Genomic DNA, 13,486 nt, shown 5'->3' on the forward strand with positions numbered 1-13,486 from the left:
TCATCCGCCGGGAGCCTCCGGCCACGGAACGCTCGCTAGATTCGCTCCATGAGCAGCGCAGAGGGCAGACCGGAGAGCGAACCGGGCAGCGGGTCCGCAGGCCGTGTGCCCGGGGTGCCCCGGACCGCGCGTGACCGGGCCGTCGACGTGACCCTGTGTCTGCTGGCCCTGGCCTTCTCCGTGCTCACCGACGAGGCGGTGACCGAGGACCCGCGGATCTCGGAAGGTCAGCTGCTGGCCGATCAGCTCACCGGTCTGATGGCCTGCGCCGCCCTGTGGCTGCGGCGCGGCCATCCGGTCGGACTGGCCGCGGCGCTGGTGCCGGTGACCGTCTTCTCGCACTACGCCTCCGGGCCGCTGCTGGTGGCGCTGTTCACCGTCGCGGTGCACCGCCCGCTGCGCGCCGTGGTGTCCGTCGGCGCGGGGGCGATGGCCGCCACGGTGGTCGGCGGTCTGCTGCACCCCGACCCCGACCTGGACTTCGGCACCGTGCTGCTGCTCGTCGGCGTGATGTACGGCGGCACCATCGGCTGGGGGATGTTCGTACGCTCCCGGCGGCTGCTGCTGGAGTCACTGCGGGAGCGGGCCCGGCGCGCGGAGACGGAGGCGGGGCTGCGGGCCGAGCGGGCGCAGCGGCTGACCCGTGAGCGGATCGCCCGGGAGATGCACGACGTGCTCGCCCACCGGCTGTCGCTGCTCAGCGTGCACGCGGGCGCGCTGGAGTACCGCAAGGACGCCTCGCCCGAGGAGGTGGCGCAGGCGGCCGGGGTGATCCGGGACAGCGCGCACGCGGCGCTGCAGGATCTGCGCGAGGTGATCGGGGTGCTGCGGTCCCCGGACGGCGAGGGGGCGGAGCCGTCCGGCGAAGGGGCCGGGCCGGAGGCCGACGGCGGCGGACGGGAGGGGTCATCCCCCGTCCGGCCGCAGCCGACGCTGGCGGAACTGCCGCGCCTGATCGCGGAGTCGCGGCAGGCGGGGATGCGGGTGACGCTGCGCGACCGGCTGGGCGAGGAGGCCGCGGACGGGGTGCCGGGTGCCGTAGGCCGGACCGCGTACCGGATCGTGCAGGAGGGGCTGACCAATGCCCGCAAGCACGCGCCGGAGGGCGCGGTGACCGTCACCGCGGCGGGCACGGCGGGCGGCGGGCTGACGGTGGAGGTGCGCAACCCGGTGCCGGCCGGCGAGCCGGGGCGGGCGGAGATCCCCGGAGCGGGCGCCGGCCTGACCGGGCTGGCGGAGCGGGCCGCGCTGGCGGGCGGGCGGCTGGAGAGCGGCCGGACCGCCGAGGGAGACTTCCGGCTGTACGCCTGGCTACCGTGGCCGGCATGAGCACTCCCCCCGCACCCCCGCCCGCACCTGCCGCCTCCGGCCCGGTCCGCCTGCTGCTCGTCGACGACGACCCGCTGGTGCGGGCCGGGTTGCGCCTGATGCTGGGCGGCGCGTCCGGCATCGAGATCGTCGGCGAGGCGGCGGACGGCGCCGAGGTCGTCGGGCTGGTGGACCGTCACGCCCCGGACGTGGTGCTGATGGACATCCGGATGCCGGGGCTGGACGGGCTGGCGGCCACCGAGGAACTGCGGCGGCGGCCGGACCCGCCGGAGGTCGTGGTGCTGACCACCTTCCACGCCGACGAGCATGTGCTGCGGGCGCTGCGCGCCGGGGCCGCGGGCTTTCTGCTCAAGGACACGCCACCGCCACAGATCGTGGCGGCCGTGACGCGCGTGGCGGCGGGCGAGCCGGTGCTCTCCCCCGCCGTCACCCAGCAACTGATCGCCCATGTGGCGGGGTCCGGGCAGGACGACCGGCGGCAGCGGGCGCGGCGGCGGCTGGCGGCGCTGGGCGAGCGGGAGCGGGCGGTCGCCGTCTCTGTGGGGCGCGGCCGGTCCAACGCCGAGATCGGCGCGGAGCTGTACATGAGCGTGCCCACCGTGAAGACCCATGTGTCGCGGATCCTCACCAAGCTCTCGCTCAACAACCGGGTGCAGATCGCGCTGCTCGCCCATGACGCGGGCCTGCTGGACGGTCCGCCGGCCGCCGGCTGAGACCAATCCGCCGACCGCGGATTCAGCGAATAATCCGTGGACGGTGAGGAGTTGGCGCCCGTACGGTGCGGCGCCTCGCCCCCTTCAGGGAAGGATCCCCGTGACCGAGCTGGTCATCCGCGCGCTTCAGGCGAACGAAGCACATCTGTTCCACGCCCTGCCCGACCCGGGCCTGGTCGGCCGAGCCCGCTTCGGCCACCGCTACGCCCTGCGGGGCGCGGGCGGGGAGTACCGCCCGGAGTGGACCTGGGTCGCCCTGCGCGGTGACCGGGTGGTGGCCCGGGCCGCCTGGTGGGGCGGGCCGAAGGACACCGAACCGAAGGTGCTGGACTGGTTCGACTTCGCCGACGGCGAGTCCCAGGCCGCGGTGCGGCTGCTGCGTGAGGCGCCGCTGCGCGCCGAGTACAGCCTGCTGGTCCCGCCCGGGTGGCGGGAGGACGCCGCGGTGCGGGCCGCCGCCCAGGCGCGGATGGACGCCGTCACCGCGGCCGGGCTGACGCTGCTGGTGGAGCGCTTCCGCTACGAGTGGACCACCGGAGACGGGCTGCCCGAGCGGCCGGGCCGGCTTCGGTTCCGCCCCGAGCCGGACGACGGCGTGATCGCGGACGTGCTGCGCCGGATCACGCACGGCACCCTGGACGCGCACGACCGGCGGGCCGTCGCCGAGTCGGGGGTCGAGGCCGCGGTGCGGGAGAGCCTCGAACTCTTCCACTGGTTCCCCTCACCCCGCGCGTGGTGGCGGCTCGCCTTCACCGCGCAGGGCGACCTGGTCGGCATCCAGGTGCCCGCGCACAACCCGAACGGCCCGTGTGTCGGCTTCATCGGCGTCGTACCGGAGCAGCGCGGCCGCGGCTACGCCTACGACCTGCTCGCGGAGTGCACCCACGATCTGGTCGGTCACGGGGCCACCCGGATCACCGCCGCCACCGACCAGGGCAACACGCCGATGGCGGCGAACTTCGCCAAGGCGGGCTACCCGATCACCCAGGAGCGGATCGACTTCGTCTGAAGGCGCCGCGCCACCAAAGGCGCCGCGCCGGGATCGGCTTCCGGCCGGTTGCCTCACGCACCGATGCGCTCGCGGCACGCGTCCCGCAGCATGGTGGGGGCGGTGGTGATGCCGTCGACGGGCCACCGACGAGGAGGCGCCAGTGCTGTTCGAGGTCTGGGCACCCGCGGCCGACCGGGTCGCGCTCCATCTGGACGGCGCCCTCCGCCCGATGGAGCGCGACCCGGGCCGCGACGGCTGGTGGACCGCGAAGGCGCCGGCCGGGCCCGGCAGCCGGTACGGCTTCGCGCTGGACGGCGGGCCGCCGCTGCCCGACCCGCGCTCGCGCCGCCAGCCGGACGGCCCGGACGGCCTGAGCGCGGTGGTGGACCTCTCCGAGCCGGGGCGGGCGGGGCCGGAGCCGCCGTGGCCCGGGCGGCCGCTGGCCGGCGCGGTCCTGTACGAGCTGCACATCGGCACCTTCACCCCGGCCGGAACCTTCGACGCGGCCGCCGAACGACTGCCGTATCTGGCGGAGTTGGGGGTGACGCATGTGCAGCTGATGCCGGTGTGCCCGTTCCCGGGACGGCACGGCTGGGGCTACGACGGGGTCGCCCCGTGGGCGGTGCACGAGCCGTATGGCGGCCCGGCGGGGCTGCTGCGCTTCGTGGACGCCGCGCACCGGCAGGGCCTCGGCGTGGTCCTGGACGTGGTCCACAACCACCTGGGCCCGTCCGGCAACCATCTGCCCGCCTTCGGCCCGTACTTCACCGACACCCACCACACGCCCTGGGGCGCGGCGGTGAACCTGGACGCGCCCGGCTCGGACGAGGTGCGGGCCTACTTGCTGGGCAGCGCGCTGGCCTGGCTGCGCGACTACCGGATCGACGGGCTCCGGCTGGACGCGGTGCACGCGCTCTGCGACACCCGGGCCGAGCACTTCCTGGCCGAGCTGTCGGCGGCGGTGGACCGGCTCGCGGAGCACACCGGCCGGCCGCTGTTCCTGATCGCCGAGTCCGACCGGAACGATCCGCGCACCATCGCCCCCCGCCCGGCCGGCGGGCTCGGGCTGCACGCGCAGTGGAACGACGACTTCCACCATGCGCTGCACGTCGCGCTCACGGGAGAATCCCAGGGCTACTACGCGGATTTCGCCGCCGATCCGGCCGCCGCCCTCGTCAAGACGCTGACCTGCGGCTTCTTCCACGACGGCGGCTATTCCTCGTTCCGGGGCCGGGGCCACGGCAGCCGGCTGGACCCGCGCGCCACCCCGGCCTGGCGGCTGCTGGGCTACAGCCAGACCCATGACCAGATCGGCAATCGCGCCGCCGGTGACCGGCTCGCGGCCGGCTGCTCCCCGGGGCTGCTGGCCTGCGCCGCCACCCTGGTGCTGTGCGCGCCGTTCACGCCGATGCTGTTCATGGGCGAGGAGTGGGGGGCGAGCACGCCCTGGCAGTACTTCACCGACCACACCGAGCCGGAGCTGGCCGAGGCGGTGCGCGCCGGCCGCCGCCGCGAGTTCGCCGCGCACGGCTGGGCGGAGCACGAGGTGCCCGATCCGCAGGATCCGGCCACCCGCGACCGTTCCTGTCTGGACTGGTCGGAGCGGGAGCGGGCGCCGCACGCGGAGCTGCTCGCCTGGTACCGGCGGCTGATCGCGCTGCGCCGTGCCGAGCCCGCGCTGACCGACCCGTGCTGGGAGTACGGGGCGATCGGCGCGGGGCGGAACGGGTCGGGGCCGGACGGGACAGGGCCCGACGGGAGGGTGTGGGACGGGACGGTCCACTTCCGGCGCGGTAGGTGCGAGGTCGCGGTGAACCTGGGCGCCGCCCCCGCCGAGCTGCGGCTCGGCCCGCGGGCGGCCGGGGCCCGGGTGCTGGCGGCCTGGCGGCCGGTCTCCCCGCCGGATGCGGCGGGGGTGCTGCGGCTGCCGCCCCGGACGGCGGCCGTCCTTGCGGCCACCCGTCCCGGGCAGGACGCTGGAAGGTGACGCGCCCCGCCTTCGTGCGTGCGCGGACCGGGCACCGGGGCGTCGGGCGCGCCTGCCGAAGGAGTGAGGCCCATGCGTACGCTGCTCACCGCCCGGATCAACACCCAGGCCGGCAACGAGGCGATCCGCGACGGGACCATGCCGGCCGCCCTGAAGAAGACCATGGACCGGCTCAACCCGGAGTGCGCTTACTTCACCGCGATCGGGGGCCGCCGCACCGCGCTGATCGTCTTCGACATGAAGGAGTCCTCGCAGATGCCCTCCATCGCGGAGGCGTTCTTCATGGAGCTGGAAGCGGAGGTGACCTTCCAGCCGGTGATGAACTACGACGACCTGCAGAAGGGCCTGGCGGCCCTGGGGGGTTCGGACTGACCGTGACGGCAGACCGGCCCGGCCGTTGCCCGGCCGGGCCGTTGGGTCAGCTCGCGTCGGGGACGAGCCGCAGCGAGATGGAGTTGATGCAGTACCGCTGGTCGGTGGGGGTGGGGTAGCCCTCGCCCGCGAAGACGTGGCCCAGGTGGGAGCCGCAGCGGGCGCAGCGGACCTCGGTGCGGACCATGCCGTGCGACCTGTCCTCGATCAGCTCGACCGCGTCGGAGTCCCTCGGGTCGTAGAAGGAGGGCCAGCCGCAGTGGCTGGCGAACTTGGTCTCCGAGCGGAACAGCTCCGCACCGCAGGCGCGGCAGGCATAGCTTCCGGTCGTCGTGGTGTCGGTGTACTCGCCGGTGAAGGCGGGCTCGGTGCCGGCCTGCCGCAGGACCTGGTACTCCTGCGGGCTCAAGCAGGCGCGCCACTGCTCGTCCGGCTTGTCGACCTCGTAGGCCATGGCGGGACCTCCTCAGCTGTCGGTGCGCTCCAGGTGGGCGAGGATCCGCGGCCCGAGGTCGGTCACGTCGCCGGCGCCCATGGTGAGAACCAGATCGCCCGGCTTCGCCATTCCTGCGATCAGCTCGACGGCGGCGTCCTTGGCGGGCGCGGCCTGGACGTCGGCGCCGCCGCGGGCGGCCGCCTCGATGATGAGCGCGCTGGTGACGCCCGGGATCGGGTCCTCGCGGGCCGGGTAGATGTCGAGGACGACGGAGGCGTCGGCGAGGGTCAGCGCCTGACCCATCTCCACGCCCAGCTCCTGGGTGCGGCTGAACAGGTGCGGCTGGAAGACCACCAGCACCCGGCCCTCGCCCGCCCCGCCGCGGATCGCCTCCAAGTCGGCGGAGATCTCGGTGGGGTGGTGGGCGTAGGAGTCGATGACCTGGACGCCGGCCGCGGTGCCCTTGAGCTGGAGCCGCCGCTTGACGCCGGTGTACGAGGCGAGGGCCGGGGCCAGCTCGGCCGCGGGGATGCCCAGGGCGGCGCCCGCGGCGAGCGCGGCGACGGCGTTGAGCGCGTAGTGGCGGCCGGGGACGGAGACGGTGAAGGTGAGCGCCTGGCCGCCGAGGGACGCGGGGAGGGTGGCAGTCACCTCGCTGGTGAGGCCGCTCGGGGCGATCCCGGTCACCCGCACGTCCGCGTCCTCGGCCTCGCCGTAGGTGAGCACGGTCAGCGCCTCGCGGTCGCCCAGCCGGCGGATGAGCTCCCGGGTGCCGGAGTGGTCGGCGGAGATCACCAGGGTGCCGCCGGGGCGGATCTTGCCGACGAAGGTCTCGAAGGACTCGTAGATCTCCTCGATCGAGGCGTAGTTCGCGTGGTGGTCCAGCTCCGCGTTGAGGATGATCGCGACCTCGGGGGCGTACTTGTGGAAGCTGCGGTCGCTCTCGTCGGCCTCGGCGACGAAGATCTCGCCGCCGCCGTGGTGGGCGTTGGAGCCGGGCGCGTCGAGGTCGCCGCCGATGGCGTACGAGGGGTCCAGGCCCAGGGTGGTCAGGGAGACGGCGAGCATGGAGGTGGTGGTCGTCTTGCCGTGGGTGCCGGCCACGGCGATAGGCCGGGCGCCGTCCATCAGCGCGGCCAGCGCGTCGGAGCGGTGCACCACGGGGATGCCGCGCTCGGCGGCGGCGGCCAGCTCGGGGTTGTCGGCGCGGATGGCGCTGGAGACGACGACGCAGCTGGCGTCGGGGGCCAGGTGGGCGGCGGCGTGGCCGATGTGCACGGTGGCGCCGAGCGCGCGCAGCGCCTCCGCGGTCGCCGAGTCCTTGGCGTCGCTGCCCGCGACCTGGGCTCCGCGCATGGCGAGGATCTTCGCGATGCCTGACATTCCGGCGCCGCCGATGCCGATGAAGTGCGGTCGGTCCATGGCGGACGGAACGGCTGCCATATGCGGGGCTCCCTGCTTCGCGGTTTCTCGCTGTCGGCGCCGATTCTCGCATTGCGCGGGGCGGAATCTCGCGCGCGGACCCGACGGCGGGGCCCGCCGGCCGGGCGGCTGCCGAGTAGGGCCGGTCAGCCGCCCGCGGCGGCCTGCCCTTCGTCGACCGCGTGCGAGAAGAGCTTGAGCACCGGGACGCCGACCTTGTGCCGGGCCCGGGAGGCCCAGTCGCGGTGGAAGAACTCCTCCACGAAGTGCGGTGCGGTCAGCACGATCACCTCGTCCGCGCCGGTCTGCTCCACGACCGAGCGCAGCAGGTCCAGCGGGTGCTTCTCGACCACCTGGCCGACGGCCTCGCTGCCGGCCGCGCGCAGGGCGGCGAGCGAGTGGTCCAGGGCTCGCTGGGCGGGCAGCCGGGCCGCCTCGCCCTCCGGCTCGTCGCCCTCGTGGACGGCTTCATCCAGCTCGCCGAGCGCGACGTCGTCGATGGCGCGGAGCAGCCGGTCCTGGTCACCCCGCGGCTGCATCAGCACGACGAAGGAGACCGGGTCGTCACCGTGCAGGGTGGTGACGAACTCCACGTCTGCGGGCGTAAGGGGCTTCTCGATCATCAATACGCTGGTGAACACGGCGGACGCCCTTCTCCTTCTGGGCCGCGGGGCCCGAACAGAAACCATCCTGCGCTCGCCCGCGAGGGCTCGCGTGATTCAAGTCTGCCCGCCGGAGGTTAAGCGGAACGAAGAATTCCGTTGATCGTCAGCTCCGACGGTAGCGGGTGAACAGGAAGCCGGCCTCCTCCATGACGGACGCGAGCGAGAAGCGCTCCGGGTCCACCAGGGCCGGGCCGTCGGCGATCCGCTGCGCGTTCCCGGCCGCCACCAGCGGCGCGAGCGACAGGCACAGCTCGTCCAGGGCCCGGGCCGCCATGAACTGCCCGAGCAGCCTCGGCCCGCCCTCGGTGAGCAGCCGGGTGAACCCGCGTGTCGCGAGTGCCGCAACCGCCCGCACCGGCTCCACTCCGGCCCCGGCACCGGCCACCAGCACCTCCGCGCCCGCCGCGCGGGCCGCGGCGACCCGCTCCGGGGCGGCCTCGGCGCCGGTCAGCAGCAGCGTCGGCACCAGCGGCGCGGTGAACAGCGGAGCGGAGAAGTCCAGGTCCAGGCTGGCGGTGACCACGGCGATGGCCGGCGCGGGGGCCTGCCCCGCGGCCGCCCGGCGGGCCGCGAACTCCTTCCGCGCGCGGGCCGGGCGGTAGCCCTCGCGGCGTACCGTCTCCGCGCCCACCACCACGGCGTCGGCCAGCCCGCGCAGCACCCCGAAGATCCGCATGTCGGCGGCGGAGGACAGCGGCTGCGACCGGCCCTCGTGGTGGGCGGCGCCGTCCAGCGAGGACACCATGTTGGCCCGCAGCCAGCCGCCGGGCCGATCGGCCGGATAGGCGTACGCCTCGGCCAGCTCCTCGAGGCTCCACTCGCGGTCCTCGGCGTCGGAGGGGGCAGGGGGGTGTGACAGGGGGAACAGACGACGCATAGGTCGCAGTGTGACATGCCACGCTCATCATTCGAGCCGCACCGCGCCGCGCCACCGGGCCGCCCGCCCCCGGCCCCGCACGCCCGGCGGGGGCCCTCCGACCGGGTGGGGGCGTTGCGCCGAACGGGTCAATAAGCGTTTAGGCTGGGTAACCGTGCCAGCCACCGATTCCGCCTCCGATTCCGCGAGCCCGATAGCCGGCCTGCCGGCGGACGCCGCCGAGGGCCCCGCGGCGCTCACCGCCCGCACACCGCAGGTCCCCGCGACACGGCTCGTAGCGGAGATGGTCCCGCCGCCCCGCTTCGACGCGGTGCGCTTCGACACCTACATCCCCGACCCGAACCAGCCCAGCCAGACCGACGCGGTCAAGACGCTGGGCGGCTTCGCCGGCCGGCTCGGCGGCGGAGCGACCGCCACCGGCACCGGGCGGCGCCGCTGGTTCCGCCGGGAGGCGAAGCCGGCCGTCCCCAGCGGCCCGCGCGGCGTCTACCTGGACGGCGGGTACGGCGTCGGCAAGACGCACCTGCTGGCCTCGCTGTGGCACGCCACCCCGGCCGCCCCCGAACACAAGGCGTTCGGCACCTTCGTGGAGCTGACCAACCTGGTGGGCGCGCTCGGCTTCCAGCAGACCGTGCGGACGCTCTCCAGCCACCAACTGCTGTGCATCGACGAGTTCGAGCTGGACGACCCGGGCGACACCGTGCTGGTCTCCAGCCTGCTGGGCAAGCTGGTCGAGGAGGGCGTGGCGCTCGCCGCGACCTCCAACACGCTCCCCGGCAAGCTGGGCGAGGGCCGCTTCGCCGCCGCCGACTTCCTCCGGGAGATCCAGGGGCTGTCCGCGCACTTCCACACGCTGCGGATCGACGGTGAGGACTACCGGCACCGCGGGCTGCCGCAGGCTCCGGCGCCGTTCACCGACGAGGAGGTCACCCGGGCCGCGTACCGGGTCCCCGGCGCCTCGCTGGACGACTTCCCCTCGCTGCTGGAGCACCTGTCCCGGGTGCATCCCAGCCGTTACGGCGCGATGTGCGACGGCGTCCGCGCGGTGTGCCTGACCGGCGTCGAGCCGGTGCCGGACCAGTCGACGGCGCTGCGGCTGGTGGTGCTGGCCGACCGGCTCTACGACCGCGAGGTGCCGGTGCTGGCGTCCGGAGCGCCGTTCGACCAGCTGTTCGGCGAGGAGATGTTGAAGGGCGGGTACCGGAAGAAGTACTTCCGCGCCATCTCCCGGCTGACGGCGCTGGCCCGCGACGCGAAACGCGTGATCGAAGCGTAGCCCGCGGGCTGACCGCGTGGTACACACGTGCGGTCATATTCCTGTCCGCCAACAGGGAGATACCGCATGTCAGCAACCCGACGTCAGATCCTGGCGCGCACCGGCGCGGCCGGCGCCGCGATCGCCTTCGCCGGCAGCGTCTCGGAGATCTTCGCGGGCACGGCCGCGGCCGCGCCCGCCGCTCCCGCCCCGCCCACCGGCCACGCCGGATACGGCCCGCTGATCCCCGACCCCGAGGGCCTGCTCGACCTGCCCGAGGGATTCGGCTACCGCGTGCTGTCCCGGACCGGCGACCCGCTGCGCTCCGGCGAGGGCCTGGTCCCGAGCAACTGCGACGGCATGGCCGCCTTCCCCGGCAAGGGCGGCCGCAGGCACCTGGTCCGCAACCACGAGAACCGGCAGAACGCCACCCACCGGGTACCCACCGTGGAGGGCCTGACCTATGACCCCGAGGGCCCGGGCGGCTGTACCGCGCTCGCCCTGGACCGGCGTGACCGGGTGCTGGACGAGCGGGTCGCCATCGCCGGCACCTCCACCAACTGCGCGGGCGGGCCCACCCCCTGGCACACCTGGCTGACCTGCGAGGAGACCGAGTTCAAGGCGGGCGAGCAGGGCTACACCAAGGACCACGGCTTCATCTTCGAGGTGGACCCCTACGACCCGCGCCGCACCGGCGCGCACCCGCTCACCGCGATGGGCCGCTTCCAGCACGAGGCCATCGCGATCGACCCGGGCAACGGCACCGTCTACGAGACCGAGGACGCCTTCGAGCGGCCCTTCGGCCTCTTCTACCGCTTCCTGCCGAACAAGCCGCTGGGCGGCCGGGGTTCGCTGCGCGCGGGCGGACGGCTGGAGGCCATGCGGGTGCCGGGCGTGGCCGATCTGTCCGCCGTCCAGGAGACCGGCACGCACTTCGACGGCATCGAGTGGGTGCCGGTGCCCGACCCGCTGGCCCGGCAGACCCCGATCCGGTTCCAGGACTTCGGGCGCGGCGGCATCACCCACGCCCAGAAGCTGGAGGGCTGCTACTGGGGCGGATCGTGCGTCTACTTCGTCTCCAGCTTCGCCAAGAGCGCGAACGGGTCGGCCGCCGACCACTTCGGCCAGGTGTGGAGGTACGACCCGAAGCGGCGCCGGCTGACCCTGGTCGTGGTCTTCGGCCCGGACACCGACATCCAGCTGCCGGGCGAGTCCCCGGACAACATCACCCTGGCGCCCAGCGGGGGCCTGATGGTCTGTGAGGACGGCGACGGCGCCCAGCACGTCTTCGGGCTCACCCGGCGCGGCGCGGTCTACCCGATGGCGCGCAACGCCCAGAACATCAGCAGCCCCCAAGAGCCCGAGTGGGGGGAGTTCGCGGGCGTCACCTTCTCGCCGGACGGCGGCACCATGTACGTCAACTGCTACACCCCCGGTACGACCTTCGCGGTCACCGGCCCCTGGCGCCACTGACGGTCTCCGGCCCCCGCCTCACTCAGGCGGCCCGCCGGCGGCGGGGGCCCGGCTCCGACAGGGCCGGCTCCGGCAAGGGCTCAGCTCCGGCGGGCTCGGCTCCTGCGGGCTCAGCTCCGGCGCGAGCTGAGCGCGCAGGCCACCGCCACCGCCCCGGCCGCGACGGCGCAGGTGACGGCCGGCGGCCACCAGCTGACCGTGACGGTGCCGCTGCGCGAGCCGGTGACCAGGTCGGAGACCGCGGCGTTCGCGGGCGAGCCGCTCATCAGCAGCACCGCCATCCCGGCCACCAGGGTGGCCGGGATGGACCTGGCCGGGCTCCGCAGCAGCGGCCGGTTGCACAGCGCGCCGACCGCCGTACCCAGCAGCGCGCAGCAGCAGGCGGCCAGCAACCCGGCGGGGACGGCCTCGGCGACCGGCACCGCCACCGCGTGGTCGGAGCTGCGCGGGTCGCTGACGGCGGCGGTGAAGAGGACACCCGCGGCGCCGAGGACGAGGGAGAACCCGAGCGCGGCGAGCAGCGCGGCCAGGTGCGCCCTGGCCGGACCGGCCGCGGCGGCGACGCAGTTGCGGGCGGCCGCCGGCTCCTGGTTGGTGCAGACGCGCACCACCCAGGCGGCCACCGGGAGCAGGGCGCCGGCGGCCCAGCCGAGCGAGTCGAGGATCGGCTGGGCCCAGACGCCGACGGTGACGACGACGGCGTACAGCACGAGCGGTGCCAGCCAGCGCTGGGAGCGCAGCAGCAGCGCGGTCTGGTAGCGAAGCAGGGCGGTCACGCGTCTCCTGACCGAGGGGTCGATATCGGGTCGCGGGCGCCCGGGGACGGCCCCGGCGCGCCGGTGGGCGCACCCTCCGCTCCGGTGGCGGGGGCGCCGTCCGTCCCCGGGCTCCGGCCGTCGGGCGCGTCGGCGCGCCGGGCGCCGGGGAGCGGGGCGGGGGTCGGTGGGACGTCGGCGGGCCGCGGAGCCACGCCGCGGATGTGCCACGGCGGGCGGGCGGCGAGCAGGGCCCGCAGCAGGGCATCGGAGTGCGCGGCGCCGACGGCGAACCGCACCACGACGGGCGGAGGCGGCCCCGGATCCGCGGCCGGGGCGTTCGGGTGTCCGGCGCCCCACACGAGGGAGTCACCCGACGGCGCGGCGGCGAGCCGGGGGCCGGCCGGGGCGGGCAGCCGCACCGGGGCGCCGGGCAGTCCGTCGGGGGGCTCGGCGCCGGGCGGCCCCTCGGCCTCGACCACCATCTGTGGTCCGTCGGGGGCGCCCTGCCCGGCCGCGGACGGCCGCGGCACGGGTCGCAGCCGACCCTCGGTCAGCCGGTGGACGGCGTCCTCCGCCCCGGCCAGCCGGCGCGGATCGTGGTCGACGAAGACCACCGTCCCGCCGCCCGCCACCCGCTCGGCGACCGCCTCGTCCAGCACCCGGCGCGCGGCCTGGTCCAGGCCGGTCCATGCCTCGTCGAGGATGAGCAGGCCGGGCTCGGCGAGCAGCGCGGAGGCGACGGCGACCTTCTGGCTGGTGCCCTTGGACAGCTCGGAGAGCCGGGTACCGGAGTGGTCCGCGGCCCCGAACCGGTCCAGCCACGCGGCGGCGGAGCGCCCGGCCGCCGAGCGCCCCAGACCGTGGATGCGCCCGAGGTGGGTGAGGTAGCCCAGGGCGGTGAAGGGCAGGTCGGCGGGGAACCGTTCGGGCACGTAGGCGGTGCGGGGGCGGCCGGTGATCCGGCCGGCGCTCGGCGCGTCGATCCCGGCGAGCAACCGCAGCAGCGTGGACTTGCCGCTGCCGTTGGCCCCCTCGATCCGCAGCAGGGCGCCCGGCGCCACGTCGAGATCGACTCCACGCAGCACCCACGGCCCGCTCAGCCCGTACCGGCGGCCGACTCCGTGCAGTCTCATGCTGGTTGAGCCTACGCGGGAGCACGCGCCCGGGCGCCGGCGGCCGCCCGTTCGCGGCCCGGTGGCGGCTGGCAC

General features: G+C 75.1%; 13 protein-coding genes. 7 read left to right on the forward strand and 6 right to left on the reverse strand.

Features of this window, described 5'->3' with window-relative positions; genetic code table 11:
• The first annotated feature begins 48 nt into the window (after positions 1–48).
• The 5 genes from AC4BDD_RS05980 (at position 49) to AC4BDD_RS06000 (ending at position 5,392) form a co-directional block, all read left to right on the forward strand.
• The gene (locus AC4BDD_RS05980) at positions 49–1,329 is read left to right on the forward strand and encodes a sensor histidine kinase (protein ID WP_490689915.1); all 1,281 of its coding nucleotides are present in this window, start codon (positions 49–51) and stop codon (positions 1,327–1,329) included.
• Entirely contained in the window at positions 1,326–2,042 is a 717-nt protein-coding gene (locus tag AC4BDD_RS05985; protein WP_490689916.1) for a response regulator transcription factor, read from the forward strand. The genes AC4BDD_RS05980 and AC4BDD_RS05985 overlap by 4 nt, the downstream gene beginning before the upstream one ends.
• 100 nt (positions 2,043–2,142) lie before the next feature.
• Complete coding sequence (locus AC4BDD_RS05990) at positions 2,143–3,051, forward strand: GNAT family N-acetyltransferase (protein WP_490689917.1); 909 nt, start codon at positions 2,143–2,145, stop codon at positions 3,049–3,051.
• Between the two features lie 142 nt (positions 3,052–3,193).
• Entirely contained in the window at positions 3,194–5,020 is a 1,827-nt protein-coding gene (gene treZ, locus AC4BDD_RS05995; protein ID WP_490689918.1) for a malto-oligosyltrehalose trehalohydrolase, read from the forward strand.
• A gap of 72 nt (positions 5,021–5,092) precedes the next feature.
• Complete coding sequence (locus AC4BDD_RS06000) at positions 5,093–5,392, forward strand: hypothetical protein (RefSeq protein WP_490689919.1); 300 nt, start codon at positions 5,093–5,095, stop codon at positions 5,390–5,392.
• Between the two features lie 46 nt (positions 5,393–5,438).
• On the opposite strand, the gene msrB is transcribed toward AC4BDD_RS06000, so the two are convergent.
• The 4 genes from msrB to AC4BDD_RS06020 form a co-directional block, all read right to left on the reverse strand.
• A complete protein-coding gene (gene msrB / locus AC4BDD_RS06005) occupies positions 5,439–5,846 on the reverse strand; it encodes a peptide-methionine (R)-S-oxide reductase MsrB (RefSeq protein ID WP_490689920.1) in 408 nt (135 codons plus the stop codon).
• Positions 5,847–5,858: 12 nt separating this feature from the next.
• Complete coding sequence (gene murC, locus AC4BDD_RS06010) at positions 5,859–7,271, reverse strand: UDP-N-acetylmuramate--L-alanine ligase (protein ID WP_490689921.1); 1,413 nt, start codon at positions 7,269–7,271, stop codon at positions 5,859–5,861.
• 125 nt (positions 7,272–7,396) lie between these two features.
• Positions 7,397–7,873, reverse strand: coding sequence for an indole-3-glycerol phosphate synthase (locus AC4BDD_RS06015; RefSeq protein WP_490691685.1), 477 nt, complete (start codon positions 7,871–7,873; stop codon positions 7,397–7,399).
• Positions 7,874–8,018: 145 nt separating this feature from the next.
• Positions 8,019–8,792, reverse strand: coding sequence for a pyrimidine reductase family protein (locus AC4BDD_RS06020; RefSeq protein ID WP_490689922.1), 774 nt, complete (start codon positions 8,790–8,792; stop codon positions 8,019–8,021).
• 193 nt (positions 8,793–8,985) lie between these two features.
• On the opposite strand from AC4BDD_RS06020, the gene zapE reads away from it, so the two are divergent.
• Both zapE and AC4BDD_RS06030 read left to right on the forward strand, forming a co-directional pair.
• A complete protein-coding gene (gene zapE / locus AC4BDD_RS06025; RefSeq protein ID WP_490691686.1) occupies positions 8,986–10,068 on the forward strand; it encodes a cell division protein ZapE in 1,083 nt (360 codons plus the stop codon).
• Between the two features lie 66 nt (positions 10,069–10,134).
• Positions 10,135–11,520, forward strand: coding sequence for an alkaline phosphatase PhoX (locus tag AC4BDD_RS06030; RefSeq protein WP_490689923.1), 1,386 nt, complete (start codon positions 10,135–10,137; stop codon positions 11,518–11,520).
• A 110-nt stretch (positions 11,521–11,630) separates the two neighbouring features.
• On the opposite strand, the gene AC4BDD_RS06035 is transcribed toward AC4BDD_RS06030, so the two are convergent.
• Entirely contained in the window at positions 11,631–12,296 is a 666-nt protein-coding gene (locus AC4BDD_RS06035) for an ABC transporter (protein ID WP_490689924.1), read from the reverse strand.
• Positions 12,293–13,411 carry an ABC transporter ATP-binding protein gene (locus AC4BDD_RS06040; protein ID WP_490689925.1) on the reverse strand — a complete coding sequence of 373 codons (1,119 nt, stop codon included), beginning with the start codon at positions 13,409–13,411 and terminating at the stop codon, positions 12,293–12,295. The genes AC4BDD_RS06035 and AC4BDD_RS06040 overlap by 4 nt, the downstream gene beginning before the upstream one ends.
• Positions 13,412–13,486 lie beyond the last annotated feature (75 nt).

It is taken from the genome of Streptomyces sp. JLBT605 (assembly GCF_058215555.1).

Bases quoted from the DNA above. Each gene is read 5' to 3' on its own strand.
- msrB (WP_490689920.1), bottom strand. From the start codon at position 5,846: ATGGCCTACGAGGTCGACAAGCCGGACGAGCAGTGGCGCGCCTGCTTG.
- AC4BDD_RS06000 (WP_490689919.1), top strand. From the start codon at position 5,093: ATGCGTACGCTGCTCACCGCCCGGATCAACACCCAGGCCGGCAACGAG.
- AC4BDD_RS06015 (WP_490691685.1), bottom strand. From the start codon at position 7,873: ATGATCGAGAAGCCCCTTACGCCCGCAGACGTGGAGTTCGTCACCACC.
- AC4BDD_RS06040 (WP_490689925.1), bottom strand. From the start codon at position 13,411: ATGAGACTGCACGGAGTCGGCCGCCGGTACGGGCTGAGCGGGCCGTGG.
- AC4BDD_RS06030 (WP_490689923.1), top strand. From the start codon at position 10,135: ATGTCAGCAACCCGACGTCAGATCCTGGCGCGCACCGGCGCGGCCGGC.
- AC4BDD_RS06020 (WP_490689922.1), bottom strand. From the start codon at position 8,792: ATGCGTCGTCTGTTCCCCCTGTCACACCCCCCTGCCCCCTCCGACGCC.
- AC4BDD_RS05985 (WP_490689916.1), top strand. From the start codon at position 1,326: ATGAGCACTCCCCCCGCACCCCCGCCCGCACCTGCCGCCTCCGGCCCG.
- murC (WP_490689921.1), bottom strand. From the start codon at position 7,271: ATGGCAGCCGTTCCGTCCGCCATGGACCGACCGCACTTCATCGGCATC.
- AC4BDD_RS05980 (WP_490689915.1), top strand. From the start codon at position 49: ATGAGCAGCGCAGAGGGCAGACCGGAGAGCGAACCGGGCAGCGGGTCC.